This window comes from Rhizobium phaseoli (genome assembly GCF_001664385.1).
Lineage (GTDB): Bacteria > Pseudomonadota > Alphaproteobacteria > Rhizobiales > Rhizobiaceae > Rhizobium > Rhizobium phaseoli.
Map to the genome: position 1 here is coordinate 1,050,753 of NZ_CP013532.1, position 25,330 is coordinate 1,076,082.

29 protein-coding genes are annotated in these 25,330 nt (G+C 62.8%); 19 read left to right on the forward strand and 10 right to left on the reverse strand.

Translation table 11 applies throughout. The features are described from left to right. Positions 1-1,416 carry a metalloprotease TldD gene (gene tldD / locus AMC88_RS05040; protein WP_064821457.1) on the reverse strand — a complete coding sequence of 472 codons (1,416 nt, stop codon included), beginning with the start codon at positions 1,414-1,416 and terminating at the stop codon, positions 1-3. A gap of 310 nt (positions 1,417-1,726) precedes the next feature. After that, positions 1,727-2,383, reverse strand: a complete 657-nt coding sequence (locus AMC88_RS05045) for an invasion associated locus B family protein (protein ID WP_029531606.1) — start codon at positions 2,381-2,383, stop codon at positions 1,727-1,729. A gap of 315 nt (positions 2,384-2,698) precedes the next feature. Between AMC88_RS05045 and coxB the strand changes: the two genes are divergently transcribed. The 7 genes from coxB to AMC88_RS05075 all read left to right on the forward strand — a co-directional run bounded on the left by coxB (position 2,699) and on the right by AMC88_RS05075 (position 8,974). Beyond that, positions 2,699-3,583 carry a cytochrome c oxidase subunit II gene (gene coxB / locus AMC88_RS05050; RefSeq protein WP_012482931.1) on the forward strand — a complete coding sequence of 295 codons (885 nt, stop codon included), beginning with the start codon at positions 2,699-2,701 and terminating at the stop codon, positions 3,581-3,583. 18 nt (positions 3,584-3,601) lie between these two features. Continuing rightward, positions 3,602-5,323 carry a cytochrome c oxidase subunit I gene (gene ctaD / locus AMC88_RS05055; RefSeq protein WP_064824907.1) on the forward strand — a complete coding sequence of 574 codons (1,722 nt, stop codon included), beginning with the start codon at positions 3,602-3,604 and terminating at the stop codon, positions 5,321-5,323. A 68-nt stretch (positions 5,324-5,391) separates the two neighbouring features. Continuing rightward, positions 5,392-6,342: a heme o synthase gene (locus AMC88_RS05060; protein WP_029531605.1), complete on the forward strand. Its 951-nt coding sequence runs from the start codon at positions 5,392-5,394 to the stop codon at positions 6,340-6,342. Continuing rightward, complete coding sequence (locus tag AMC88_RS33525; RefSeq protein ID WP_004672998.1) at positions 6,342-6,482, forward strand: hypothetical protein; 141 nt, start codon at positions 6,342-6,344, stop codon at positions 6,480-6,482. The genes AMC88_RS05060 and AMC88_RS33525 overlap by 1 nt, the downstream gene beginning before the upstream one ends. Next, positions 6,479-7,087 (forward strand): cytochrome c oxidase assembly protein, encoded by a 609-nt coding sequence (locus tag AMC88_RS05065; protein ID WP_064824908.1) that lies wholly within the window; start codon positions 6,479-6,481, stop codon positions 7,085-7,087. Before AMC88_RS33525 ends, AMC88_RS05065 begins: the two co-directional genes overlap by 4 nt. A 62-nt stretch (positions 7,088-7,149) precedes the next feature. Beyond that, complete coding sequence (locus tag AMC88_RS05070; protein ID WP_037143778.1) at positions 7,150-8,028, forward strand: cytochrome c oxidase subunit 3; 879 nt, start codon at positions 7,150-7,152, stop codon at positions 8,026-8,028. Between the two features lie 445 nt (positions 8,029-8,473). Beyond that, complete coding sequence (locus AMC88_RS05075) at positions 8,474-8,974, forward strand: HIT family protein (RefSeq protein ID WP_064824909.1); 501 nt, start codon at positions 8,474-8,476, stop codon at positions 8,972-8,974. Positions 8,975-8,996: 22 nt separating this feature from the next. Here AMC88_RS05075 and AMC88_RS05080 read toward each other — a convergent pair whose 3' ends face one another. Beyond that, the gene (locus tag AMC88_RS05080; protein ID WP_064824910.1) at positions 8,997-9,638 is read right to left on the reverse strand and encodes a chloramphenicol phosphotransferase CPT family protein; all 642 of its coding nucleotides are present in this window, start codon (positions 9,636-9,638) and stop codon (positions 8,997-8,999) included. A 119-nt stretch (positions 9,639-9,757) separates the two neighbouring features. Between AMC88_RS05080 and AMC88_RS05085 the strand changes: the two genes are divergently transcribed. The 6 genes from AMC88_RS05085 to AMC88_RS05110 all read left to right on the forward strand — a co-directional run bounded on the left by AMC88_RS05085 (position 9,758) and on the right by AMC88_RS05110 (position 13,697). After that, on the forward strand, positions 9,758-10,138 hold the full coding sequence (locus tag AMC88_RS05085; RefSeq protein WP_010029252.1) for a DUF983 domain-containing protein: 381 nt from the start codon (positions 9,758-9,760) through the stop codon (positions 10,136-10,138). After that, positions 10,131-10,886: an SURF1 family protein gene (locus AMC88_RS05090; protein WP_064824911.1), complete on the forward strand. Its 756-nt coding sequence runs from the start codon at positions 10,131-10,133 to the stop codon at positions 10,884-10,886. The genes AMC88_RS05085 and AMC88_RS05090 overlap by 8 nt, the downstream gene beginning before the upstream one ends. A 63-nt stretch (positions 10,887-10,949) precedes the next feature. Next, positions 10,950-11,951, forward strand: coding sequence for a 4-hydroxy-3-methylbut-2-enyl diphosphate reductase (gene ispH, locus AMC88_RS05095; protein ID WP_064821464.1), 1,002 nt, complete (start codon positions 10,950-10,952; stop codon positions 11,949-11,951). Between the two features lie 56 nt (positions 11,952-12,007). Beyond that, entirely contained in the window at positions 12,008-12,973 is a 966-nt protein-coding gene (locus AMC88_RS05100; RefSeq protein ID WP_037143786.1) for a homoserine kinase, read from the forward strand. Beyond that, positions 12,970-13,425, forward strand: coding sequence for a ribonuclease HI (gene rnhA, locus AMC88_RS05105; protein ID WP_010032196.1), 456 nt, complete (start codon positions 12,970-12,972; stop codon positions 13,423-13,425). Before AMC88_RS05100 ends, rnhA begins: the two co-directional genes overlap by 4 nt. Positions 13,426-13,466: 41 nt before the next feature. Then, positions 13,467-13,697, forward strand: a complete 231-nt coding sequence (locus tag AMC88_RS05110) for a hypothetical protein (RefSeq protein ID WP_039751149.1) — start codon at positions 13,467-13,469, stop codon at positions 13,695-13,697. A 306-nt stretch (positions 13,698-14,003) separates the two neighbouring features. Here the strand turns inward: AMC88_RS05110 and AMC88_RS05115 are convergent, their stop codons facing one another. The 3 genes from AMC88_RS05115 to AMC88_RS05125 form a co-directional block, all read right to left on the reverse strand. Further along, positions 14,004-15,074 (reverse strand): zinc-binding metallopeptidase family protein, encoded by a 1,071-nt coding sequence (locus AMC88_RS05115; protein WP_064825808.1) that lies wholly within the window; start codon positions 15,072-15,074, stop codon positions 14,004-14,006. Between the two features lie 91 nt (positions 15,075-15,165). Then, the gene (locus AMC88_RS05120) at positions 15,166-15,357 is read right to left on the reverse strand and encodes a CsbD family protein (protein WP_010019980.1); all 192 of its coding nucleotides are present in this window, start codon (positions 15,355-15,357) and stop codon (positions 15,166-15,168) included. A 101-nt stretch (positions 15,358-15,458) separates the two neighbouring features. Beyond that, the gene (locus AMC88_RS05125) at positions 15,459-16,064 is read right to left on the reverse strand and encodes a YqgE/AlgH family protein (RefSeq protein ID WP_004673076.1); all 606 of its coding nucleotides are present in this window, start codon (positions 16,062-16,064) and stop codon (positions 15,459-15,461) included. A gap of 141 nt (positions 16,065-16,205) precedes the next feature. Between AMC88_RS05125 and AMC88_RS05130 the strand changes: the two genes are divergently transcribed. The 6 genes from AMC88_RS05130 to AMC88_RS05150 all read left to right on the forward strand — a co-directional run bounded on the left by AMC88_RS05130 (position 16,206) and on the right by AMC88_RS05150 (position 20,791). Further along, on the forward strand, positions 16,206-17,045 hold the full coding sequence (locus AMC88_RS05130) for a protein-disulfide reductase DsbD domain-containing protein (protein WP_170965695.1): 840 nt from the start codon (positions 16,206-16,208) through the stop codon (positions 17,043-17,045). Positions 17,046-17,128: 83 nt separating this feature from the next. After that, positions 17,129-17,614, forward strand: a complete 486-nt coding sequence (locus tag AMC88_RS05135) for a peroxiredoxin (RefSeq protein WP_012482942.1) — start codon at positions 17,129-17,131, stop codon at positions 17,612-17,614. Positions 17,615-18,128: 514 nt separating this feature from the next. Further along, positions 18,129-18,257 (forward strand): hypothetical protein, encoded by a 129-nt coding sequence (locus AMC88_RS34475; protein WP_257784690.1) that lies wholly within the window; start codon positions 18,129-18,131, stop codon positions 18,255-18,257. Then, positions 18,254-19,003 carry a metal ABC transporter ATP-binding protein gene (locus tag AMC88_RS05140; protein ID WP_064824913.1) on the forward strand — a complete coding sequence of 250 codons (750 nt, stop codon included), beginning with the start codon at positions 18,254-18,256 and terminating at the stop codon, positions 19,001-19,003. The genes AMC88_RS34475 and AMC88_RS05140 overlap by 4 nt, the downstream gene beginning before the upstream one ends. Further along, a complete protein-coding gene (locus AMC88_RS05145) occupies positions 19,000-19,872 on the forward strand; it encodes a metal ABC transporter permease (protein WP_010021814.1) in 873 nt (290 codons plus the stop codon). The genes AMC88_RS05140 and AMC88_RS05145 overlap by 4 nt, the downstream gene beginning before the upstream one ends. 16 nt (positions 19,873-19,888) lie before the next feature. Continuing rightward, a complete protein-coding gene (locus AMC88_RS05150) occupies positions 19,889-20,791 on the forward strand; it encodes a metal ABC transporter substrate-binding protein (protein WP_016734569.1) in 903 nt (300 codons plus the stop codon). 64 nt (positions 20,792-20,855) lie between these two features. Here the strand turns inward: AMC88_RS05150 and AMC88_RS05155 are convergent, their stop codons facing one another. The 4 genes from AMC88_RS05155 to AMC88_RS05170 all read right to left on the reverse strand — a co-directional run bounded on the left by AMC88_RS05155 (position 20,856) and on the right by AMC88_RS05170 (position 25,322). Continuing rightward, on the reverse strand, positions 20,856-21,164 hold the full coding sequence (locus tag AMC88_RS05155; RefSeq protein ID WP_010017558.1) for a Dabb family protein: 309 nt from the start codon (positions 21,162-21,164) through the stop codon (positions 20,856-20,858). 96 nt (positions 21,165-21,260) lie between these two features. Beyond that, a complete protein-coding gene (locus AMC88_RS05160; protein ID WP_041683849.1) occupies positions 21,261-21,680 on the reverse strand; it encodes a hypothetical protein in 420 nt (139 codons plus the stop codon). Positions 21,681-21,798: 118 nt separating this feature from the next. Next, positions 21,799-24,711, reverse strand: a complete 2,913-nt coding sequence (locus AMC88_RS05165; RefSeq protein WP_004673094.1) for a sensor domain-containing phosphodiesterase — start codon at positions 24,709-24,711, stop codon at positions 21,799-21,801. Further along, positions 24,708-25,322, reverse strand: a complete 615-nt coding sequence (locus tag AMC88_RS05170) for a GNAT family N-acetyltransferase (protein WP_004673096.1) — start codon at positions 25,320-25,322, stop codon at positions 24,708-24,710. Before AMC88_RS05170 ends, AMC88_RS05165 begins: the two co-directional genes overlap by 4 nt. Positions 25,323-25,330 lie beyond the last annotated feature (8 nt).

Genomic DNA, 25,330 nt, shown 5'->3' on the forward strand with positions numbered 1-25,330 from the left:
TCAGGTCTGCGTGCCGCCGACCGTCACCTGATCCATACGCAGATGCGGCTGGCCGACGCCGACAGGCACCCATTGGCCGCCCTTGCCGCAATTGCCGATGCCGGTATCGAGCTTCATGTCGTTGCCGATCATCGACACCCGCTTCATCGCATCCGGGCCGTTGCCGATCAGCATTGCGCCCTTGATCGGCGCGCCGACCTTGCCGTTTTCGATCAGGTAAGCCTCGGTGCAGCCGAAGACGAACTTGCCGGAGGTGATGTCGACTTGGCCGCCGCCGAAGGAGACGGCATAGATACCCTTCTTCACCGAGGCGATGATTTCCTCGGGCGTCTTGTCGCCGCCGAGCATATAGGTGTTGGTCATGCGCGGCATCGGCACATGCGCATAGCCTTGGCGGCGGCCGTTGCCGGTGGCCGCCATGCCCATTAGCCGGGCATTCTGCCGATCCTGCATATAGCCGACGAGCTTGCCCTTCTCGATCAGCACATTGTAGCCCGACGGCGTGCCCTCGTCGTCGATGGTGAGTGAGCCGCGGCGGTTGTCGATCGTGCCGTCGTCGACGACGGTGACACCGGGTGCCGCGACCATCTGGCCGAGGAGGCCGGCAAAGGCCGACGTCTTCTTGCGGTTGAAATCGCCTTCGAGCCCGTGACCGACCGCCTCGTGCAGCATGACGCCCGGCCAGCCGGAACCGAGAACGACATCCATCGTGCCCGCCGGCGCATCGATCGCCTCGAGATTGACCAGCGCCTGGCGCAACGCCTCGTCGGCGCCGAGCTTCCAGCTTCCCGTTGCGATGAAATCGCCGAAGCCGATACGGCCGCCCTGGCCATAGGAGCCGCTTTCCTGCCGGTCGCCATCGCCGACCACGACCGAGATATTGATGCGCGTCATCGGGCGGATGTCCTGAACGCGATGACCGTCGGCCCGCAGGATGTCGACCATCTGCCAGCTAGCCGCCACCGACGCCGTTACCTGCCGCACCTTGTCGTTCTTGTTCCGGAGATAGGCGTCGATCTCGGTCAGCACCTTCACCTTCTCTTCGAAGCTCGGCGAGCCGATCGGATTTTCGTCGGTATAGAGCTTGCGGTTGGTGCGCTGGGGTGCCGCTGCATAGCTGCCGGCATAACCGCGCGTGACCGCACTGACGGCATCGGCGGCCCGTTTCAGCGCCGTGACGGAAAGATCGCCTGCATGCGCATAACCCACAGCCTCGCCGGCAACGGCGCGTAGCCCGAAACCCTGCTCGGTATTGAAGCTGCCGCCCTTCAGCCGGCCGTTGTCGAAGGTCAGCGCTTCGGCTTGTGCATGCTCGATGAAAAGCTCGCCGTCATCGGCGCCGGACAGAGCCTCGGCGACCAGGCCGCGCATCGCGGCTTCGTCGGCATCGAATAGCGTCAGGAGATCGGTGGTCATGGTCTGGCTCCAATGGGCACGCGTTCGGGAATGCGCTTACGCATCTAGATAGGGCTCCTAATGATAAGGAGTGAAGCCCTGCGGCGGAATATTCTTTGTTGGAGAGATTACTCGGCCTTGTGCGATACCGCCCGGTTCGCGCGGGCGGCTGTCCCTCACCCTAGCCCTCTCTCCGTAAACGGGGCGAGGGACGTGCCAAACGCTGCGTTGAGGTTGAAGAAGGCGGTTCGGCATATCCCTTCGCCCCGCAAGCGGGGAGAAGGTGCCGGCAGGCGGATGAGGGGCGGACCACGAAAGATGGCAATTGCCCTCAAGGCAGCGCGTCAAAACCCTCAGCAAAACCCTTGAGGTCGACGGGGATGCCGATGCCTTCTTCCGGGGTCTGGAAGACGATGAAGGTTGCCTGGGCGCCGCTGCGGAAGGTCTTCAGCAACTCGTCCTCGAGCACCACCTCGGCATAGCAGCCATCGGCGAAGCAGCGCACGAAATAGGCGCGGCCGATATCCTTGCCGTCGACATTGAGGCCGAGGCCGTTCGGCAAGAGCACGCCGAGCGGTGCGAGCACGCGCAGAATCTTCGACTTGCGGTCGGCCGTCTTGAGGACGACGACGGAAAGGCCGACCTCCGGCCGGTCCTCGGCGATGACGTTCTGCATCAGCGCGCATTGTTCGGTCGAAGCCCCGGCCGGCTTGTCGCAGACAACAGACCAGGCGCCATGATTGGATTTCACCGTGCCCGGCGCCTGCGGCTGCGTCTGTCCTGGTGTCGCCGGTTCGACTTTCGGGCTGGCGGCGTTCGGCTGCTGCGGGGCGGGGGCAGGGGCGGCCGGTGCTGGTGTGGTGGGCGTGGCCGGAACGGGTTGCTGTGCGAAAACGGGCGTCGCCGCGGCAGCCGCGATGCTGACAGTCACGACGAGCGACTGCGCGAGGGAACGGAAACCCATGAAAACCTCTGGATATCGAATCATTGCGGCTATTGTTGAAGCTGCCCACCGGAAATGAAAAGCCCCACGCCGTGAAAACCGGGGGACTGCGGCAGAAATTGGACCTTTTGGCAAGAATGTGCGGCGGCCGGATTGGCCGGAAAGGCGTTTTTTCATATGCTGATGAAAAACTTGGGATGTTTTGCCGCCCAAGCCTGCCTGCTGTTTAAGCAAAAATGCCGCATAGACAATTGCTCTGGCCTGTTGCGGCAAATGCCAAACTGTGGTTTGAAGCGCTGAAGATGGCAAGGATTCTGCATTGGTTTTGCAGGTCAAGCGCTCGAGGGAGATAATAAGGTGATGAAGAAGGCTTATGCAGCTCTGACCGCGCTGGTCTGTCTGCTTTTTGCTTCCGGCACATATGCCGACCAGCCGAAGCCGTGGCAGGCGACGCTGCAGCCGGCGGCGACGCCGATCATGCGGGAAATCCACTGGTTCGAACAATATACTCTGTGGTTTATCGTTCCGATCACGCTCTTCGTTCTGATCCTGCTCATCGTCGTCTGCGTCAAGTTCCGCGCCAGCGCCAATCCGGTGCCTTCGAGGACGAGCCACAACACGCTGATCGAGGTCATCTGGACCGTGGGGCCGGTCCTGGTGCTGCTCCTCCTCGCCATTCCCTCCTTCAACCTGCTGACGGCGCAGCTGACGCTGCCCGAAAACCCCGACGTGACGATCAAGGCGACCGCCACGCAGTGGCAGTGGAACTATGAATATGAAGGTTCGGGCGACAACCCGCTCGCCTTCGATTCCTACCTCTTGAAGGATCAGGACCGTGCCGCCGCCGGCAAGGAAGACAAGTCGATCTATCCCAGGCTTCTGGCTGTCGACAACGAGCTGGTCCTGCCCGTTAATAAGACGGTGCGCGTCCTCGTGACCGCAGCGCCGACCGACGTGATCCACGCTTTCGCCATGCCGTCCTTCGGCATCAAGATTGACGCCGTGCCGGGCCGCCTCAATGAGACCTGGTTCAAGGCCGAGCGCGAAGGCCTGTTCTACGGCCAGTGTTCCGAGCTCTGCGGCAAGGACCATGCGTTCATGCCGATCGCCATCCGCGTCGTCTCCGAGGACAAGTACAAGCAGTGGCTGAGCGCAGCCGCCAGCGACCTGCCCGGCGCCTACAAGACACTCATGGCCGCAACCGATGGTCCCGCAAAGACCGTCGACGTCGCCGAAGCACAGTAATTAAAGGGGATCGGGACAATGGCTGGACCTTCCGCTCACGACGATCATTCTCACGGTCATGCCCATGATGACCACGCCCATGATCATGACCACGATCACTCGCATGGTGATCACGATCACGGGCACAAGCCGAGCTTTATCAATCGCTGGCTGTTCTCGACCAACCACAAGGACATCGGCACGCTCTACCTGATCTTTGCGATCATTGCCGGCATCATCGGCGGCGCGCTGTCGGTGGCCATGCGCATGGAGCTGCAGGAGCCGGGCATCCAGATCTTCCACGGCCTGGCCTCGATGGTCTACGGCTACGAGGGCGATGCTGCGATCGACGGCGCCAAGCAGATGTTCAACATGTTCACCACCGCGCACGCGCTGATCATGATCTTCTTCATGGTCATGCCGGCGATGATCGGCGGTTTCGCCAACTGGATGGTGCCGATCATGATCGGCGCCCCCGACATGGCCTTCCCGCGCCTGAACAACATCTCCTTCTGGCTGATCGTTCCGGCCTTCGCGCTGCTGCTTCTGTCGATGTTCGTCGAAGGCCCGGCAGGCGCCTACGGCACCGGCGGCGGCTGGACGATGTATCCGCCGCTGGCGACCAGCGGCACGCCCGGCCCTGCGGTCGATCTGGCGATCTTCGCGCTGCACATTGCCGGCGCCTCGTCGATCCTCGGTGCGATCAACTTCATCACCACGATCCTCAACATGCGCGCTCCGGGCATGACGCTGCACAAGATGCCGCTGTTTGCCTGGTCGGTGCTGATCACCGCCTTCCTGCTTCTCTTGTCGCTGCCGGTTCTGGCAGGCGGCATCACCATGCTGCTGACCGACCGTAACTTCGGCACCTCGTTCTTCTCTCCGGAAGGCGGCGGTGACCCGATCCTCTACCAGCACCTGTTCTGGTTCTTCGGTCACCCCGAGGTCTACATCCTCATCCTGCCGGGCTTCGGCATGATCAGCCACATCATCTCGACCTTCTCGAAGAAGCCGATCTTCGGCTACCTCGGCATGGCCTACGCCATGGTCGCGATCGGCGCCGTCGGCTTCGTCGTCTGGGCCCACCACATGTACACGGTCGGCCTGTCGCTCGACGCGCAGCGCTACTTCGTCTTTGCCACGATGGTCATCGCCGTTCCGACGGGCGTGAAGATCTTCTCCTGGATCGCGACGATGTGGGGCGGCTCGATCTCGTTCCGCACGCCGATGCTCTGGGCGATCGGCTTCATCTTCCTGTTCACGGTCGGCGGCGTCACTGGCGTCCAGCTTGCCAATGCCGGTCTCGACCGGTCGCTGCATGACACCTATTACGTCGTGGCGCACTTCCACTACGTGCTGTCGCTCGGCGCCGTCTTCGCGATCTTCGCCGGCTGGTATTACTGGTTCCCGAAGATGACCGGTTACCTCTACAGTGAATTCCTCGGCAAGCTGCACTTCTGGGTCATGTTCATCGGCGTCAACCTGGTGTTCTTCCCGCAGCACTTCCTCGGGCTCGCCGGCATGCCGCGCCGCTACATCGATTATCCGGATGCCTTTGCCGGCTGGAACTACGTGTCGTCCGTCGGCTCCTACATCTCGGCCTTCGGCGTAGTGATCTTCCTGTTCTGCGTCTTCGAAGCGCTGGCCAAGAAGCGCGTGGCCGGTGACAATCCGTGGGGCGAGGGTGCTACGACGCTCGAATGGCAGCTGCCTTCGCCGCCGCCCTATCACCAGTGGGAACAGCTGCCGCGCATCAAGTAAACTGTGCGGACAACAGGACGCCGCATCTTGATACGGCGTCCTGGCATTGAGACATTCAGGACGGAATGATGACGGTCATCGACAATCACGAGGCGCTTGCAAAGGACGGCGAATTGTCGGAAGCGAGCGCACGCGATTACTTCGAACTCTTGAAGCCACGGGTGATGTCGCTCGTGGTCTTCACCGCTTTTGCCGGCCTGGTGCTGGCGCCGGGCCACATCAATCCGGTCCTCGGCCTGATCGCCATCCTCTGTATTGCCGTCGGCGCCGGCGCTTCCGGTGCGCTCAACATGTGGTACGACGCCGATATCGACGCCATCATGAGCCGCACCGCCAAGCGTCCGATCCCGGCCGGCCGTATCGCACCCTCCGAGGCGCTGGCCTTCGGCCTGGTGCTCTCCTGCTTTTCGGTCGCCATTCTCGGCCTGGCCGTCAACTGGCTGTCGGCCGGCATTCTCGCCTTCACCATCTTCTTCTATGCCGTCATCTACACCATGTGGCTGAAGCGCTCGACGCCGCAGAACATCGTCATCGGCGGTGCTGCCGGCGCCTTCCCGCCGATGATCGGCTGGGCCTGCGTGACGAATTCGGTGACGATCGAAAGCACCGTGCTCTTCCTGATCATCTTCCTGTGGACGCCAGCGCATTTCTGGGCGCTGGCCCTCTTCAAGATGCGTGACTACGAGGCCGTCGGCGTGCCGATGCTGCCGAATGTTTCCGGCGAGCGGGTGACCAAGCATCAGATCGTCGCCTATGCGGTGCTGACCGCGATCTGCGCGGTATTGCCGTCCTACCTCGGCTTCGCGAGCTTCGCCTACGGCCTCGTCGCCGCCGCGCTCGGCGCGATCTTCATCTACTGTTCCATCGCCGTCTGGCGCATGCCCGATGGCGATCTGAAGATGATCCCGGCGAAGAAGCTGTTCGCCTTCTCGATCTTCTATCTCTTCGCCATCTTCTCCGCCCTGATGATCGACCGGCTGGCCGCCATGCTGGTCTCGTATGCGGGAGGCTCGCTCTGATGGATCTCGTCAAGCTCACCGAAAAGCAGATGAAGTCGCGTCGCAACCGCAACATCGCCCTCGGGCTGGTGCTCGCCGGCCTCGTCGTGCTTTTCTATGCGATTACGATCGTCAAGATCGGCGGGGGAATGGCCGGATGAGCGACAAGGCCGCCGCACCGAAAAAGCAGGGACGCAACAACGGCGCCGTCGTGCTGATGTGCCTGAGTTTCGTCTTCGGCATGGGTGCGATGAGCTATGCCGCCGTGCCGCTCTACCGCATCTTCTGCCAGGTGACCGGTTATAACGGCACGACGCAGCGCGTCGAGCAGATGTCGAGCGTCGTGCTCGACCGCAAGATGCGGGTGACCTTCGACGCCAATGTCGCGCCGGGCCTGCAGTGGGATTTCAAGCCGGTCGAGCGCGAGGTCAATCCGCGGATCGGCGAAACCATCCAGGTCAAGTTCACCGCCGAGAACCGCTCGAACGAGACCCAGCGCGGCCAGGCGGTGTTCAACGTCACGCCGGGCGAGGCGGGCGTCTATTTCAACAAGGTGCAATGTTTCTGCTTTACAGAAACGGACCTGAAGCCGGGCGAGAAGCTCGAAATGCCGGTGGTGTTCTACATCGATCCGGAAATCGTCAAGGCGGTGGAATCGAAGGATATCCACACGGTGACGCTGTCATACACGTTCTACCCGAAAGAGGGCTCGAAGCCGCTGGCTTCGAACGAGGGTGGAGCGGAGAAGGTTGAAAAGAAACTTTGATCAAGGCCCGTTTCCGGCTATGCCGGGAGCGGAGTGAAGGAAGACATCCGGGGATAGCTGACATGGCCGATGCGCATCAGAAGAATCACGACTATCACATCATCGACCCGAGCCCGTGGCCGATTCTCGCCTCGCTCGGCGCCTTCATCATGGCGATCGGCGGCGTCTGCTATATGCGCTACCTGAATGGCGGCTCGTTCAAGGTTGCCGGCGCCGAACTCGCCAATCCCTGGCTCTTCTATATCGGCCTCGTGCTGGTTCTCTACGTCATGTACGGCTGGTGGGCCGATACGGTGAAGGAAGCCCATGAGGGCGCCCATACCCGCGTCGTCTCGCTGCACCTGCGCTACGGCATGATCATGTTCATCGCTTCGGAAGTGATGTTCTTCGTCGCCTGGTTCTGGGCCTATTTCGATGCCAGCCTGTTTCCGAACGAGGCGATCCAGGCCTCGCGCTTGGCCTATACCGGCGGCGTCTGGCCGCCGAAGGGCATTGAGGTTCTCGACCCCTGGCACCTGCCGATCTACAACACCGTCATCCTGCTGCTTTCCGGCACGACGGTCACCTGGGCGCACCATGCGCTGCTGCACAATGACCGCAAGGGCCTGATCCAGGGCCTGACGCTGACCGTGCTGCTCGGCATATTGTTCTCCAGCGTGCAGGCCTACGAATATGCCCACGCCCCGTTCGACTTCAAGAATTCGATCTACGGCGCGACCTTCTTCATGGCGACCGGCTTCCACGGTTTCCACGTGCTGGTCGGCACGATCTTCCTGCTGGTCTGCCTGCTGCGCGCGCTGCGCGGCGACTTTACCCCGAAGCAGCATTTCGGCTTCGAGGCGGCCGCCTGGTACTGGCACTTCGTCGACGTCGTCTGGCTGTTCCTGTTCTTCTGCATCTACGTCTGGGGCGGCTGGGGCGCACCTCTCGCAGCTGGTTGATTGCAGCGATGTTCAAGTGAAAAGGCGGGCTTCGGCCCGCTTTTTTTGTACGTAGTTCCGCACGCTCGCTGATCCCACGGCTGTTCGATTAGCGCCGAAAGCTGCCCCTCACCCTAACCCTCTCCCCGTAAACGGGGCGAGGGGACGTGCCTTGCAAGAGGTCAGCGGGGGACGGAGAGGTTGCGGCAACCCTCCTTCGCCCCGCAAGCGGGGAGAAGGTGCCGGCAGGCGGATGAGGGGCTCGTCCCCGCGATCGCTTGAGACAAGAAGAAACGCTTGCATGCATGCTCAGGTCAAGCCCGAGCACGACGGAGAGTGGGGCATACGATTGGCAAGAGCCGAACACTCATCCCATGCTTTGTCATCGATACGTATTTGCCTGACCCGGGAGAGATCAAGGGTGCTCTGTCAGCAAAATTCCCGAATTCATTGAGGAGTAGGCAATTTGGAGATTCCTGAGCGCTTTCACATTGTCGAAACCGAGGGATGGTTGGTGAACCATCGGATGAATTCCGCTCTTCCCGGTTATCTCATGATCAGTTCGAAGACGGACACGAATGATCTTTCCGATTTGTCCGCAGCCGCGTTGCAGGAGCTGGGTCCGTTGCTGGCGACAGCGCAGGACGTATTGAAGCGGAAACTGGGAGCGCAGCGCGTTTACATCGGCCGCTATGGACATTCTCCCGGCTATCCCATCCATTTTCATGTGATCCCGATCTACGATTGGGTGGAGGAACTGTTCTGGAAAGACAGCCGCTATCGCGCGCTGCAGAATTTTGCCGACGGACCGGGGGAAACTCCAACTGATGGCGCGGAGCTGACGCTGTTCGTCTGGCGCGAGTTTTGCGAGCGCGCGGAGCCGCCCCGGGTCGAAGGGCGATCCGTGACGCAGACCATCGAATTGCTGCGGGAGGCAATGCGACTTGGATCGTCAAAGGCCTCCTAAAGCTGCTGACGTTCGATCGCCATCAACGCCCGTCAGCGATCCGTTCGAACGCCGAGGGTGCGGGGATACCGAGATCGAGGCGCTGGCGGATTGCCTCGGCGCATTCGCGGGCGGTCATCACCGACGTATCGACCTCCATGTCGTAGATGCCCGGCCGATGCACTTCGTCCTGCCAGCGCTGAACCGGTTCGGGAACCGGCATGTCGTCGGCGGCGCGGAGATACAGGGTCTCACGGCCCTCCTGGGCAACCTCGCGCCGCTGCATGATCGTCTCGATCGGACAGCGCACGCCGACGAACAGCACGGAAAATCCATTGAGGCGCCGGGCGCAGTCGGCAAGTATGCCGAGCGGCTGCGAATAGCTGTCGTGATGGCCGAGATCGGCGACGACATTGAGGCCGAGCCCGGCATGGATGGCGATCGACTCGTAAAGTGCGGCATAGAGGAACGGTATAAGCTCTTCGAGATCCGGCCGCTCGCCGCCCGGCCTGAGGCCGATGCCGGGCAGGTAGCGCTGCGGCGTCATGGCATTGTAGCTGTCGACGCCGAGGTTGATCCACGGGCCCTCGAATTCATCCTGGATTGCCCGGGCGATGCTGGATTTGCCGCTCCTGGGCGCACCGTTCAAAATAATGATCTGTCCGGCATGGCTGTCGTTGGTCATCAGTCTTCTTCTTCTGTTTGGCGCGAATCGGTGAGGCGAAACCGCGCAGGCCTTTCCATTCGGGATGCGAATACTTTATGGGAGAGTTAAGGCAGCATGGAATTGTCAGAAGGAATGGTATGAACGAGGACAGCGCGCATTTTCCCCCTGTCGATCCTGTTAAAACAGGCATCAAGGGCTGCTGCCCGCGCTGCGGCCAAGGCAAGCTGTTCGATGGCCTGCTCGGCGTAAAGCCGCGTTGCGCCTCCTGCGGTCTCGACTATTCCTTCGCCGATTCCGGCGATGGTCCGGCTGTCTTCGTCATCCTTATCGTCGGCTTTATCATCATCGGCATGGTGCTCTGGCTACAGGTGAATTATGGCCCGCCGATCTGGGTGCATATCCTGCTGTTCGGGCCGCTGACCATCATCCTGTCGCTGCTGACGCTGCGCTGGTTCAAAGGCATCCTCATTGCCATGCAATATCGCCATAATGCCCGCGAGGGACGCCTGAGTGACTGATATCGACCGTGCCGCGCCGCGCCGCCGGCTGCCTGTCGTCACCGGCACCCTGGTGCTGATCGCCCTTGCCATCCTGATTTCGCTCGGAACCTGGCAGGTGCAGCGCCTCCACTGGAAGGAAGGCCTTCTCGCCGATATCGCCGCGCGGCAAGTGGCTGCCCCCGTGCCGCTGGCCGATATCGAGGCGATGGCGGCATCGGGCGGCGATATCGAATACCGCAAGGTCACCGCCACCGGCCGCTACATCAACAACAAGGAGCGCCACTTCTTCGCCACCTGGCGCGGCCAGACCGGCTTTTACGTCTACACCCCGCTCGAGCTTGCCGACGGACGTTTCCTCTTCGTCAATCGCGGCTTCGTTCCCTATGAGAATAAGGAGCCGGAAATGCGCATGCAGGGCCAGTTGACGGATCAGCAGACCGTCACAGGTCTCGCGCGGGCAAAACTTCCCGGCAAGCCCTCCTCGCTGGTGCCCGACAATGATGTCGCCAAGAACATCTTCTACTGGAAGGACCTCGACGTCATGGCCGAGAGCGTCGGGCTGGAGAAGGGGCGCGTCATCCCCTTCTTCGTCGACGCCGATTCGACGCCCAATCCGGCCGGCCTGCCGATCGGCGGCGTCACCCAGGTCGATCTGCCGAACGACCATCTGCAATATGCTTTCACCTGGTATGGCCTGGCCGCCGTGCTCGTCGTCGTGGTGGCGATTTCGTGGTCCCGCAAGTCAGGCAAGCAGCCGGCGCAATAGTATTGCTTCAATTCTCGGCCATATTGGGCTAGAGGTCCCTAACCCTCTCAATCCGGAACAGACATGAATATTGCGGCGAAACCTCCCTTGACGATCAGGCTCTGCGGGCCACGCGGCTTCTGCGCCGGCGTCGACCGCGCCATCCAGATCGTTGTGCTGGCGCTGAAATCCTATGGCGCGCCGGTCTATGTGCGCCACGAGATCGTCCACAATCGTTATGTCGTCGAGGGGCTGGAGGCCAAGGGCGCCGTCTTCGTCGAGGAGCTGGACGAGATCCCGGCCGAACATCGCGCCCAGCCGGTGGTGTTCTCCGCCCATGGCGTGCCGAAATCCGTGCCCGAGGATGCGGCAAGCCGCAACCTCTTCTATCTCGACGCCACCTGCCCGCTGGTCTCCAAGGTCCACAAGCAGGCGATGCGCCACAACCGCCTCGGCCGCCATGTCGTCCTCATCGGCCACGCCGGCCATCCCGAGGTGATCGGCACCATGGGCCAGCTGCCGGAGGGATCGGTCTCGCTGATCGAGACGATCGAAGATGCCGACGCCTATGCGCCCGCCGATCCGGACAATCTCGGCTATGTCACCCAGACGACGCTGTCCGTCGACGACACCGCCGGCGTCATCGCTCGCCTGCACGAGCGTTTTCCCAACCTGACCGCGCCGGCCGCCGATTCGATCTGTTATGCGACGACCAATCGCCAGGAAGTGGTGAAGCAGGCGGCCCCCGGCTGCGATCTCTTCATCATCGTCGGCGCGCCGAATTCCTCCAACTCCAAGCGCCTCGTCGAAGTGGCGCTGAGGGCAGGGGCGAAGAAATCGATCCTCGTGCAGCGCGCCGCCGAACTCGACTGGGACGAGATCGGCGCGATTTCGACGCTCGGCCTTTCCGCCGGCGCGTCCGCCCCCGAGGTCATCGTCAACGAGATCATCGAGGCCTTCCGCGCCCGCTTCGACGCCCGCGTCGAACTTGCCGAAACGGTGCAGGAAACCGAGAATTTCCTGGTCAACCGCGAATTGCGCAGCATCGAGCTGACGGCGGCCGACATGGCCTTCGTCAACGGCTAGGCAACCGCATCGCCGCCCCGGCCATCCATCATCCATAAGCAACGACGAGACCTCACTTGGCAGTCTATACCGATATCGCCGAAGACGATCTGAAGTGGTTCCTGACCGAATATGACGCGGGAAGCCTGCTCTCCTACAAGGGCATCGCCGAAGGTGTCGAAAATTCCAATTTCCTGCTGCACACCTCCAAGGAGCCGCTGATCCTGACGCTCTATGAGAAGCGCGTGGAAAAGACCGATCTGCCCTTCTTCCTCGGCCTGATGCAGCATCTTGCGGCCCGCGGCCTCTCCTGCCCGCTGCCGCTGCCGCGCCGCGACGGCGCGCTGCTCGGCTCGCTCTCCGGCCGCCCGGCGGCGCTGATCTCCTTCCTCGAAGGCATGTGGCTGAGAAAGCCGGAGGCAAAGCATTGCCGCGAAGTCGGCCGGGCGCTCGCCCAGATGCATGTGGCCGGCGACGGTTTCGAGCTGAAGCGCCCGAATGCGCTGTCGATCGACGGCTGGCGGACGCTGTGGGAAAAATCCGAGGCGCGCGCCGACGAGGTCGAGCCCGGCCTGCAGCATGAGATCCGCGGCGAACTCGATTTCCTCTCTGCCGCATGGCCGAAGGGTCTGCCGGCCGGCGTCATCCATGCCGACCTCTTTCCCGACAATGTCTTCTTCCTCGGCGATCAGCTCTCGGGCCTGATCGACTTCTATTTCGCCTGTAACGACCTGCTCGCCTATGACGTCTCGATCTGCCTGAATGCCTGGTGCTTCGAAAAGGACGGCGCCTACAACATCACCAAGGGCACGGCGATGCTCGAGGGTTACCAGAGCGTGCGCCCCCTGAGCGGCGAAGAAATCGCCGCCTTGCCGGTGCTGTCGCGCGGTTCGGCGCTGCGTTTCTTCCTGACCCGGCTCTATGACTGGCTGACAACGCCGGAGGGCGCCATGGTCACCAAGAAGGACCCGCTCGAATATCTGCGCAAACTGCGCTTCCACCGCCAGATCGGCTCGGCCGCCGAATACGGATTGAGCCTATGAAACACGTCGATATCTTCACCGACGGCGCCTGCTCCGGCAATCCCGGTCCCGGCGGCTGGGGCGCCGTGTTGCGTTATGGCGACGTCGAAAAGGAGCTTTGCGGCGGCGAGGCGGACACCACCAACAACCGCATGGAACTGCTGGCGGCAATCTCGGCGCTGCAGGCCCTGAAGACCCCCTGCGAGGTCGATCTCTATACCGACAGCGCCTACGTCAAGGACGGCATCTCCAAGTGGATTTTCGGCTGGAAGAAAAACGGCTGGAAGACATCAGACAAGAAGCCGGTCAAGAATGCCGAGCTCTGGCAGGCGCTGGAAGAAGCCCGCAATCGCCACAAGGTGACGCTGCACTGGGTCAAGGGCCACGCCGGCCACCCGGAAAACGAACGCGCGGATGAACTTGCCCGCCGAGGCATGGAGCCGTTCAAGAAGGGCAAGGCGGTTTCCTTTTAGTATATTGCAGGCCGAGACCGTTTTTCGTTCGGGAGGCAAGAGTGTCATCAATTCCAACGACAGTCGAATTGCGCTCAACGATCGATCGTATGGAGAACGTGTATCGTTGTCACGAAGAAGCCAGCGCTCTCTTCAATGCCTATGAAAAGCTCTGTCAGCGTTTCGAACAGGATTTGGCGGACGAGCGTGATGTGCTGCTCAGCAAAGGGGCAGCGCTGATGATGATCAAATATTGGCTCGAAGACAAAGGCGCAGATCCCTGGCGCGGTTGAAGGAGAGACGGTTTACGCGTTCATCCTGCGGCCGCGATGCGGAAGGCCGATAATGATGGGATTGCGTCTCCTCCTGCTCCCTCATTCCTGTGCTCGTCACAGGAATCCAGTGCGCCCAAGTCCTTGGGCGCGGGAGACTCTCTTCAGGTCATATGAGTCATTCACCGCGCGGACGCGCGGTGGCTGGATTCCTGTGACGGGCACAGGAATGAGGGTGGGGATATGGCGGCGCCTCACAGCAGCGAAGCGCCCATTTGGCCTTCTCGCACTGCGTCAGCGAAGTTCGCGCAGCATTTGTCCCACCTATCACCGCACCACCGCCGCCCCCTGAATCAGCCGGTGCAGATATTCGAGCTTGCTCACCACGGGCGACGACAGCACGAAGGGGTAGGAGTCGGGCTGGCCCATGCTGCGCTGGATGGCGTTGATCGCCAGGCTGAGCGGCACCCAGGCGCTGACCAGCTGTTCGGCGCTTGCCGCCCGGTAGGGGAGGAAATCGACCTCGCCTGATATTTCCTCGTGGCCGCGCGGATCGATGGCGATGCCGAAGGCGCGTGCCGTCTCCAACGTGTCGACGATATGGAGATAATGGGCGAAGCATTCGGCGAAATCTTCCCAGGGGTGGGATGCCGCATAGGCGCTGATGAAACTGTCCTGCCATCCAGGAGGTGCGCCGCCGGCATAGTGATTTTGCAGGGCAGCCGCATAATCCTGCCGTTCGTCGCCGAAGACGGCGCGGAACTCAGCAAGGCCGTCGCGGTCGCGCACCAGCTTGTTCCAGATGAAATGGCCGGCCTCGTGGCGGAAATGGCCAAGCAGGGTGCGATAGGGCTCGTTCATCGAGCTGCGCGCCTGTTCGCGCGTCGCATCGTCGGCTTCCGCGGCGCGGATGGTGATCAGGCCTTCCTCGTGGCCGGTCATGGCCGGCACCACATGGCCGTCATTCTGCAGCGAATCCTCGAGGAAATCGAAGACGAGGCCGCCTTGCGGGTCTTGCGTCCGGTCGGGATGCGGCAGCTTCCAGCGCAAGAGCGAATAAAACAGATGGCGCTGCGCCTGGCCGATGCGCCGCCAGCGACCGATGCCGTCCTCGGTATCGGTGTTGGGCACCAGCCGGTTGTGGCGGCAAGCGGTGCAGAACTCACCGTCGCTGTCGTCCTCCACCAGCCAGTTGCAGATGTCGAGGCCGGCATTGGCGCAGAAGCGCACCTGCCGGTCGGGGTCGGCAACCAGCTGCCAGACCGACTCGTCGCGCGGCTCCAGCGCATGCATGGCGAGATCGCCGGGCAGGAAGCCGAGGCGATGATTGCAGCGCACGCAGTGGCGGTTGTCGAAGTGCACGACCTGATCGCAATTGTCGCAGGCGAAAAGCTTCATCGTCTTGATCTCAGCAAGGAAGCGGCGGATTAAAAATGCCCGCCGCGCGGTGCGCGCAGCAGGCATGGTTACATCAAGGCTGCGCTGGTGGTCAGAGCCGGTCGACGGCGCCCTTGAGCTTGTCCTTGACCTTGCCGGTTGCGACCTGCCCCTTGCCCTTGGCTTCCTGGACGGCGCCCTTGGCCTGCATGTCGCGATCATCGGCAGCCTTGCCGACCGCCTGCTTCGTTTTGCCGGCAATTTCGTTTGCCTTGCCTGAGATCTTGTCGCTGGTGCTACCCATGTAATATCTCCTTGTCAGCGTCGGACCTCTCGTCCGCGCGGGAAGGAAACGTCACTTCGAGCTATTCGTTCCAGCGATCGCCAGCGGCCTCGCCACCGGCGTCATGCGTGCCCGGCCTCGGCCGAAAGCATGGCGGCGGTCACGCCCATGCCGGCAAGGGCCCGCTCGTATTTGTCCTCGAGGCTGCGATCGAAGATCAGTTCTTCATTGGCCGGGCAGGTGAGCCAGCCATTGTTGGCAACCTCGTTTTCGAGCTGGCCGGCGCCCCAGGAGGAGTAACCGAGCAGCATCGTCGCGCGCTTCGGCCCGGCGCCCTTGGAGATGGCGCGCACGATGTCGAGCGTTGCCGTCAGGCAGATATCGTCGCTGACGGGGATCGAGGAGTCGCTGGCATAATCGTCCGAATGCAGCACGAAGCCGCGGCCGCTTTCCACCGGGCCGCCGGTCTGGATCGGGAAATCGCGGGCGCGCTGCGGCAGCACGATCGGCTCTTCCTGCTTGATCATGTCGAGATGTAGCAGCACGTCTGTGAAGGTCAGGCTCTGCGGCCGGTTGATGACGAAGCCCATGGCGCCGGCATCCGAATGCGCGCAGATGTAAATCACCGTGCGGGCAAAATTGCGGTCCTCCATGCCGGGCATGGCGATGAGGAACTGGCCATCGAAGAAGCCACGTTCCCGTCTGTTCTTCAGCGTCGATAAGGACATCGTTCCTCCTGCTGCCAGACCGCACCAAGGCCCCGACTAGAGAAGGATGGGCCAATGTCACCAATCAATCAACTGAAAATGAAGATTATATGGCCGTCCACTTCTGGCGGCGAAACGACACTTTCGGTAAACCGTTGTTCCATGATGATTATTTCTTTGGCACCGTACCGGCTTTTCATGGCGGCCATTTCGCTGGCCGCAGCCTTCGCCCCCTTTAGTTCCGCCCAGGCGGAAATGAGCGCCTGGGCCGAGGCCGAGGGCGGCCGTATGCGCCTCGTGGCGCTGGCGCCCGATGCCGGCGGCAAAATCCGTGCCGGCCTGCAGATCGAGCCGAAACCCGGCTGGATCACCTATTGGCGCGAGCCCGGCAACAGCGGCATTCCGCCTCAACTCACCATCGCGGCCGGAAGCGGCGTCACGCTTGATAGCATCGCCTATCCGGTTCCCAAGCACTTCTTCAACGGCGCCATTGAGGATATCGCCTATGACGCGCCGGTGACGCTGCCGCTGTCGCTGACGGCATCCGGCAAAGCCCCGGTCACGATCGACGCGACGGCCTTCATCGGCATATGCAGGGATATCTGCGTTCCCTTCCAGGCAAATCTCTCGGTGACGCTCGGCCCTGCCATCCAGTCGCATCCGGAGGAGGAGGCGATCCTTGCCGCCGCCGATGCGGCGCTGCCGAAGCCGCCGTCGGACGATTTCAAGGTCACGGCGCATGCGATCGCGCCGGACAGGAAGACACTGTCGCTGACGCTCACCCTGCCGGGCGCAGGAAGCGCCGCGCCCGATATCGTCGTCACCGGGCCGAGCGGCTATGCCTTCGCCAAGCAGATCGGCGGCAAACGCGACGGCGCCACCTTCAAGACCGACATTGCAATCGGCAAGCTGCCGAAGGATTATGACCTATCGGGCAAGCGCTGGAGCTTGCTGGTCATCGATGGCGGCAAGGCGATGGAGACCACGCTTGCCTTCGACTGAGCGGCACCTATAGTCGCCTGCGATCTTCTCGCGGCGCCCGCCAGGCCGGCATCCGCCGCAAACCAGAACAAAGGAGAAAACCCATGACCATCGCGATCGGCGACAAGCTTCCTGCCGCCACTTTCAAGGAAAAGACCGCCGACGGCCCGGTCGAAATCAGCACCGAGCAGCTCTTTGCCGGCAAGCGCGTCGTGCTCTTTGCCGTGCCCGGCGCCTTCACGCCCACCTGCTCGCTGAACCACCTGCCGGGTTATCTCGAAAACCGCGACACCATCCTCGGCAGGGGCGTCGACGACATCGCCGTTCTCGCCGTCAACGACTGGCACGTCATGGGCGCCTGGGCGCAATCCTCCGGCGGTATGGGCAAGATCCACTTCCTCGCCGACTGGGACGCCGGCTTCACCAAGGCCGTCGGCCTCGACGCCGACCTCTCCGCCGGCGGCCTCGGCCTGCGCTCCAAGCGCTATTCGATGCTGGTTGAGGACGGCGTCGTGAAGGCCCTCAACGTCGAGGAAAGCCCCGGCCAGGCCACGGTTTCGGGTGCGGCTGCGATGCTGGAATTGCTTTGAGTTTTCGATAGATGTTGGTGGGAAGGCTGCCCCTCACCCTAACCCTCTCCCCGTAAACGGGGCGAGGGGACGTGCCCTGCGAGAGGCTGGTGGGGACGGAGAGGTCGCGGCATGTTCCCTTCTCCCCGCATGCGGGGAGAAGGTGCCGACAGGCGGATGAGGGGCGTGCGCTGACAGCGAGTTTGGCAGAAACGCGCCCCAATCTCCGTTATCCCAGCCTCCGAGCCTGGGATCCAAGCCCCGATGCCGACAGAGGCCAGCCTAGGTCCTCGGGTCAAGCCGAGGACGACGGAGAGTGCGGTAAGTTCTGTGGCAAATCCACCGACAGTGACGCAATAGCCGCGGCGCCGCGCCTCCTGCCAATTCACTCTTCCCCAAAACTCCGTCATCCCAGGCCTTTGAGCCAGGAACCCACCACCGATCATCCTGCGACACGAAAGCCGGTTCTCCCGCCTCAATCTTGCCGCAATCGTTATAACATAACCGTAATGTTATTACATTGTCAGGATGAGCCATGCACCCGAGCCCCGATCGCCCCTCCGTCAGCCTGCTGGGACAATCGGCCTTCTCAAGGGTGATCAGCATCGCGGTGATCATAGCCGGGCTCTGGCTTGCCATTCACTGGGCGGTTCTGCTGCCATGACGCCGCTGATCCGCCTTGATGATCTCACCGTCGCCTATGATCGCCACCCTGCGGTCCACCATGTCTCCGGCGCGTTTGCGCCGGGCAGTCTGACGGCGATTGCCGGGCCGAACGGGGCGGGCAAGTCGACGCTGCTGAAGGCGATCATGGGGGAGCTTCGTCCAGCCGAAGGCAGGGTCGAGCACCGGCTGGCACGGGCGGAGTTCGGTTATCTCCCGCAGGCGGCCGAGATCGATCGGCGCTTTCCGATCTCGGTCATCGACACGGTGATGCTCGGCGCCTGGAAGAGCAGGGGAGCCTTCGGCCGCGTGGCACCGGCCGATGTAAAAAGGGCGGGCGAGGCGCTGGCCGCCGTCGGACTCGACGGTTTCGGCCGCCGTCATGTCGGCTCGCTCTCGGCCGGCCAGTTCCAGCGCGTGCTCTTTGCCCGCCTGCTCTTGCAGAATGCCGGCGTCATCCTGCTCGACGAGCCGTTTACCGCCATCGATGCCCGCACCACCCGGGATCTCCTCGATATCGTTTCCCGCTGGCATGGCGAGGGCCGCACCGTCATCGCCGTGCTGCATGATTTCGAGCTCGTCCGGACGCATTTCCCCGAGACCCTGCTGCTGGCCCGCGAACTGGTAGGATGGGGGCCGACCGTCGACGTCATGTCCTCCGCCAATCTCTTGAAGGCGCGCGCCATGGCCGAGCGCTGGGATGAGGATGCGACGGCCTGTGAACCGCAAGAGGCGCCGGCGGCATGACGGTTTACGATCTCTTCCTCGCGCCCTTTGCCGATTTCGGCTTCATGCGCCGCGCCCTTGTCGCCTGCCTCTGCCTCGGGCTCGGCTCGGGGCCGATCGGCGTCTTCCTGATGCTCCGGCGCATGAGCCTGATGGGCGATGCCATGAGCCATGCCGTGCTGCCTGGGGCGGCGATCGGTTATCTCGTCGCCGGCTCGCTGTCGCTGACGGCGATGGGCCTCGGCGGCCTTATCGCCGGCCTGTCGGTGGCGCTGCTGTCCGGCGCCGTCAGCCGCATGACCGTGCTGCGCGAGGATGCAAGCTTTGCCAGCTTCTATCTCGCTTCGCTGGCGCTCGGCGTGCTGATCGTCTCGCTGCGCGGCTCGAACATCGATCTCTTGCACGTGCTCTTCGGCACCATCCTGGCGATCGATGCGCCGGCGCTCTATCAGATCGGCGCGATCACCTCGCTGACGCTTGTCATCCTCGCCGCCATCTACCGGCCGCTGGTGGCCGAATGTTTCGATCCGGGTTTCTTGAGAGCCGTCGGCGGGCGCGGGCCGGTCTATCACGTCCTCTTCCTGCTGCTCGTCGTGCTGAACCTCGTCGCCAGCTTCCAGGCCCTCGGCACGCTGATGGCGGTCGGCCTGATGATGCTGCCGGCGGCCGTCGCCCAGCTGTGGTCGCGCAGTCTGCCTGTCATGATGCTGATTGCGACCGCCAGTGCGGCCGCCGCCGGCTATCTCGGCCTGATCGCCTCCTACCATCTCGAACTCGCCTCGGGCCCGACGATCATCATGACGGCGGCGCTGTTTTACGCCTTCTCAATCCTCTTCGCGCCTTCCGGCATTGCCCGGCGCTTCTTTCCCCGCCCGCATCTGAAGGGCTGATTTCAAGGAGACTTCGATGACATCGCGCAGACTGCTTCTCTCCGCCGCTGCACTTTCCGCGCTGACGGCGCTCTCGGCCGCACCCGCTTCCGCAGAAACGCTGAAGGTGGTGGCGTCCTTCACCGTGCTTGCCGATGTCGTCAGGGAGGTCGGCGGCGACCATGTTCATGTCACGAGCCTCGTCGGCCCGAACGGCGATCCCCATGAATTCGAGCCGTCGCCGGCCGATGCAAAGAACTTGAAGGCGGCCGAAGTCACCTTCGTCAGCGGCGAAGGGCTGGAAGGCTGGATGGACCGGCTGATCACCGCCTCGGGCTACAAGGGCAAGCCGGTGACGGTCTCCGAGGGCATCAGCACCCGCACCATGGAAGAGGACGGGAAGACGATCACCGATCCGCATGTCTGGAACAGCCCCGTCAACGTCAAGGTCTGGGTCGCCAACATCGAAAAGGCGCTGTCATCAGCCGACCCCGCCGACGCCACCGTCTTCAAGGCCAATGCCGAGAAATATACCCGGAAGCTGGATGAGCTGAACGCCTATGCTCATTCGAAATTCGATACGATCGCCGACGACCGCCGCAAGGTGCTGACCAGCCACGACGCCTTCGGTTATTTCGGCCGCGAATACAAGGTGAGTTTCCTGGCGCCGCTTGGCCTGTCCACCGAGAGCGAGGCCTCGGCCGCCGACGTCGCCAAGCTGATCGAACAGATCAAGGGCGAGCACGTCAAAGCCTATTTCTTCGAAAATTCCAACGACCCGCGCCTGGTCAAGCAGGTCGCCAAGGCAACGGGTGCCGAGCCCGGCGGCGAGCTCTACGTCGAATCGCTTTCCGACGCCAAGGGACCGGCGCCGACCTATGAGAAGATGTTCCGCTACAATGTCGACCAGCTCGCCGCCGCGATGGCCAAATCGAGCTGAGAGTCGATTGTGACAAGCATGATGCCGAGATCCGCTTCGGCATCATGGTCCCGAATTTGCTGATTCAAATATTGAGATCGAAGACCAGGATGCCGGCGAGGCCGCCGTCCGTCGAGGAGACGATGCGCTCGCCGACCTTCACATGTTCGGGATGGACGAGATAGGCATCCCGCGCTTCGGCGCTTTCGAAGGTGACGGCAAAACCGTCGACGAAGCCGCCATGCAGCCCTTCGGGCGAGACATTCGGCCCGTATTTGATATCGACGATGCCGGGAATGACCTGTTTCAGGGCGACGATGGCGGCAAACAGCGCCTGCTTGTCGTCGATCGTCATGGCGGTCTTCAGCCGCAGGAACACGCAGTGCAGGATCATCAGTGGTCCTCCCGATTGTCTTTGCCGGCAGAATAGCGGCGAAAGCCGGGAGGGCAATCAGATTTATCGTCAACCTGATGTGGCGGGCAGGCGAGCTTACATCTGGTCGCCTTCAGTCAGTGCGCGATTGTAGAGCTTGCGGACGAGCTCACCGGATGAAGCACGGGCTTCATCCTTCTGCGCCGGCGTCATCGGCCGGCAGGTATTTCTGAGGTTGGAGCGGTCGAGCACCGTCGCCGCACCCGAATTGACGATGACGAGGTACCAGCTGCAGGAGGCGACCCTGTCGATGGCGACGGCGCCGTGGCAGCCGGAAGACAGGCAGAAGGCCACCGTCTGCTGGGCGACATGATCGCCTTTCTGCGCCAGCACCAGCGCGCTCTTGAATTCATCCGTCCACCGCTCGCAATGGGGCTTGCCCGGCAAGCAGGCTTGCGTGGCAGGATAGAGGTCGGTCGCCTGGACCGGCGAGACGGAAAGGGCGCCGACCGAAAGGGCGAGCAGAAACTTGAGCATCGAATTGTCCTTATGCGATAGGAAAAGAGGCGCATATCGCCGGTCGGTGGTCAATCACCATTCCTGGGGAGAGGCGCGCGCCGTGCGCGGGAAGCCGGCAAAGCCCGATGGGCTTCGCTCAGGCCCTTTTTGTCAGCGGAAAGCGGTCGCGCAGCAGCCGCAGCACCGATTCCGACGGGATCGGCGGCCCGAACAGATAGCTCTGTCCGTAACTGCAGCCCATCTTGGCGAGTTCGATCGCATCCTCGTTGGATTCGATGCCTTCGGCCACCACCTTCATTTCCAGCTCGCGCGCCATGGCGATGACCGAGCGGAGCACGGTCGCCTTCTTGTCACTGCCGTCGCGCACCAGCGCCTTGTCGAGCTTGATCGTGTCGAAGGGGAAGCGGGTGAGATAGGCAAGCGACGAGTAGCCGGTGCCGAAATCGTCGAGCGCCAGGCCGATGCCGGCCTCCTTCAGCTTCTGCAGCACCAGGCGGGCCTGTTCCGGATTTTCCATCACCATGGATTCCGTCAGTTCCAGCTTGAGCCGCGAGGGCGCGCAATGGGTCTTGGCGAGCACCGAACGCACGTCGTCATAGAGTTCGTTGTTGAGAAGCTGCACGCTCGACAGGTTGATCGACACGAAGATCGGCAATTCGCCGGTCTGGTTCTGCCAGCTCATCAGATCGTTGGTCGCCTGTTCGAGCGCGAACATGCCGAGCGGGCCGATGAGATCGGAGGCCTCGGCGATCGGGATGAATTCCGACGGCGGGATAGTGCCGCGCTTGGGATGTTCCCAGCGCATCAGGGCCTCGAAGCCGGCGACCTCGACATCCTCCAGCCGGGCGATCGGCTGGTAGACCATCGACAATTCCCGACGTTCGATGGCGCGCCGCAGATCGGTTTCGAGCTGCAGCCGGTCGGTGCCGAAATCGCGGAAGGCCGGCTGGAACGGCTCGACGCGGTTGCCGCCGGCCCGTTTCGCCCGATACATGGCAAGCTCGGCATCGCTGAGCAGGCCACTGGCGCTCTCCTGCCGGTCCACCCACGAGGCGAGCCCGATCGACGCCGTCAGAATAATCTCGCGGTTGGAGAAGTTGATCGGCACCATGATCGCCTTGCTGACCGCATCGGCGAAATCGGCGACCTTGGCCGGATTGTGCTCCGACACCAGGATCAGGCCGAACTGGTCGCCGGCCAGCCGCGCCAGCGTGTCCTGCGGCTTCATCAGGCGGCGCAGCCGCCGGGTCAGCGCGATGAGGATGTTGTCGCCGGCCGCAACCCCGAGCGCATCATTGACCAGCTTGTAGCGGTCGATATCGATCACCATCACGGTCGGGCGCAGCGTCTCGCCGCCGGGCGCCAGCGCCAGCACCGCCTGCAGCCGGTCGAGGAAGACCTGCCGGTTCGGCAGGCCTGTCAGATTGTCGTGCAGCGCATCCTGCAGCAGCCGCTCGACGGAATTCTTCTGCTCGGTGACGTCGACGATCGTGCCGACGCAGCGGATGATTTCGCCGTTCGAGCCAAGCACCGGCCGGGCGCGGATCAGCAGCCAGTGGAAATGCCCGTCCTCGGCGCGGATGCGGAATTCGTGGTTCAGCCGGCCGCGCCGGTGTTCGAGCAGCACGTCGAGCGTGGCGCGGAAGCGGTCGCGGTCATCAGGGTGCAGCCGCGGCAGCCAGTTGCGCGCCGCCCCATGCATGGCACCGGGGGAGAGGCCGAGCTTGACCGAGACGTCGGGAATGGTGACGACGCGGTCGCGCGCCACATCCCAGTCCCAGACCATGTCGCCGGAGCCGGTCAGCGCCAGCGATTGCCGTTCGAGATCGGAAAACAGCCCCTGCTGGAAAGCACCGCCGGCAAAGGCGTGCTGCATGACGGTGAAGCCGATCAGCAGCACGATCAGCACCAGGCCGCCGCCGAGCGCCGGCTGGATAATGTCGTTGTCGAGCCGGCCGGTGACCGTCAGCCACGCCCCGAACAGCCAGACGAGCGTCAGCGCCCAGGCCGGCACCAAGAGGATGGCGCGGTCGTAGCGGTTGAAGCCGAGATAGATGATCAACAGCAGGCCGGTCGCCGCCGTCAGCGCGAAGGACAGCCGGGCGATCCCGGCGGCAATCGACGGATCGTAGATCGCCACGCCGAAGAGCAGGGCAAGGCCGAGCACCCAGGCGAGCGTGGCGTAACCGAGATGCGCATGCCAGCGGTTGAGGTTGAGATAGGTGAAGAGGAAGATGACGAAACTCGAGGCCAGCGCCACTTCCGCGCAGGCGCGCCATATTCGCTGGTCGGCGGAGGCGACGCTGATCAGCTTGCCGAGGAAACCGAAGTCGACGCAGATATAGCCGAGCACCGCCCAGGCAAGGGCTGCCGTCGCCGGCAGCATCGAGGTGCCCTTGACGACGAAGAGGATGGTCAGAAACACGGCGAGCAGGCCGGCAATGCCGAGCACGATGCCGCGATAGAGCGTGAAGGCGTTGATCGTATCCTTGTAGGCGTTCGGCTCCCAGAGATAGATCTGCGGCAGCTCCGGCGTCGACAATTCGGCGACGAAGGTGATGACGGCGCCGGGGTTCAGCGTGATGCGGAAGACATCGGCCTCGTCGCTCGGCTGCCGGTCGAGCGCAAAACCTTCGCTCGGCGTGATCGCGCTGATGCGCTGCGAGCCGAGATCCGGCCAGAAGAGCTTGGAATTGACCAGTCGGAAATGCGGCGCGACGATGACGCGCTCCAGCTGTTCCTCCGAGACATTGGCAAGCGCAAACACCGCCCAGTCGCCCTGGTGATTCTCCGAGCTCGCCCGGACCTCGATTCGCCGGCGGATGCCATCGGCGCCGGCCGCCGTCGAAACCTGGAAGGCCTCGCCCTGGTTGGCGTAGATCTCGGTCGTCGCCGTCAGATCGAGCGCGGTATCGTCACGGGAAATCTTCACCGGTTCGGCCGCCCGGGCAAGACCCGCCGAAAGGGCGAAGGCCGCCAGGAAAATGGCTGCGATCACCGCGATCACTCGTCCGGACGGTGACTTGGGCAGCATGCGGTCTCTGGTCATCGGCTGTCGGTTATCCTGCCTTTATCCGTATCGGTGGCGAGCCGTGAAAACATCACATGGTCGTGCCACTGACCGTTGATCTTCAAATATCCGCGCAGATAGCCTTCCCGCTGAAACCCGGCCTTTTCAAGCAGGCGCATGCTGCGCGCGTTATCTGGAATACAGGCTGCTTCAATACGGTGCAACTCAAGCCCGGAGAAGATGTAAGGAATAACCAACTGAAGCGCGGCGAACATATGCCCCTGGCCGGCATGGCGTTCGCCCATCCAGTAGCCGATCATGCAGCTTTGTGCCGCACCCCGCCTGATATAGCCGATGGTGATGCCGCCGACGAGGCTGCGGTTTTCCTTGAGGAAAATGAACAGCGGGATCGCCTGGCCAGAGGCATATTCCTGCTTGCCGCGGATGACGCGGGCGCGATAGGCGCCCTCCGTCAGCTCATCGCGCCGCCAGGTCGGCTCCCAGGGCTCGAGAAACTTGCGGCTTTCGGAGCGCAGCCGGTGCCACTGGTTGAAATCCTGGTAGCGCGGCAGGCGCAAGAGGTACTTGTCGTTTTCCAGCTCGACCGCATCCGGCTGCCGCGACAGGAACCGAAACACCGATTTTGGCATCGATCACT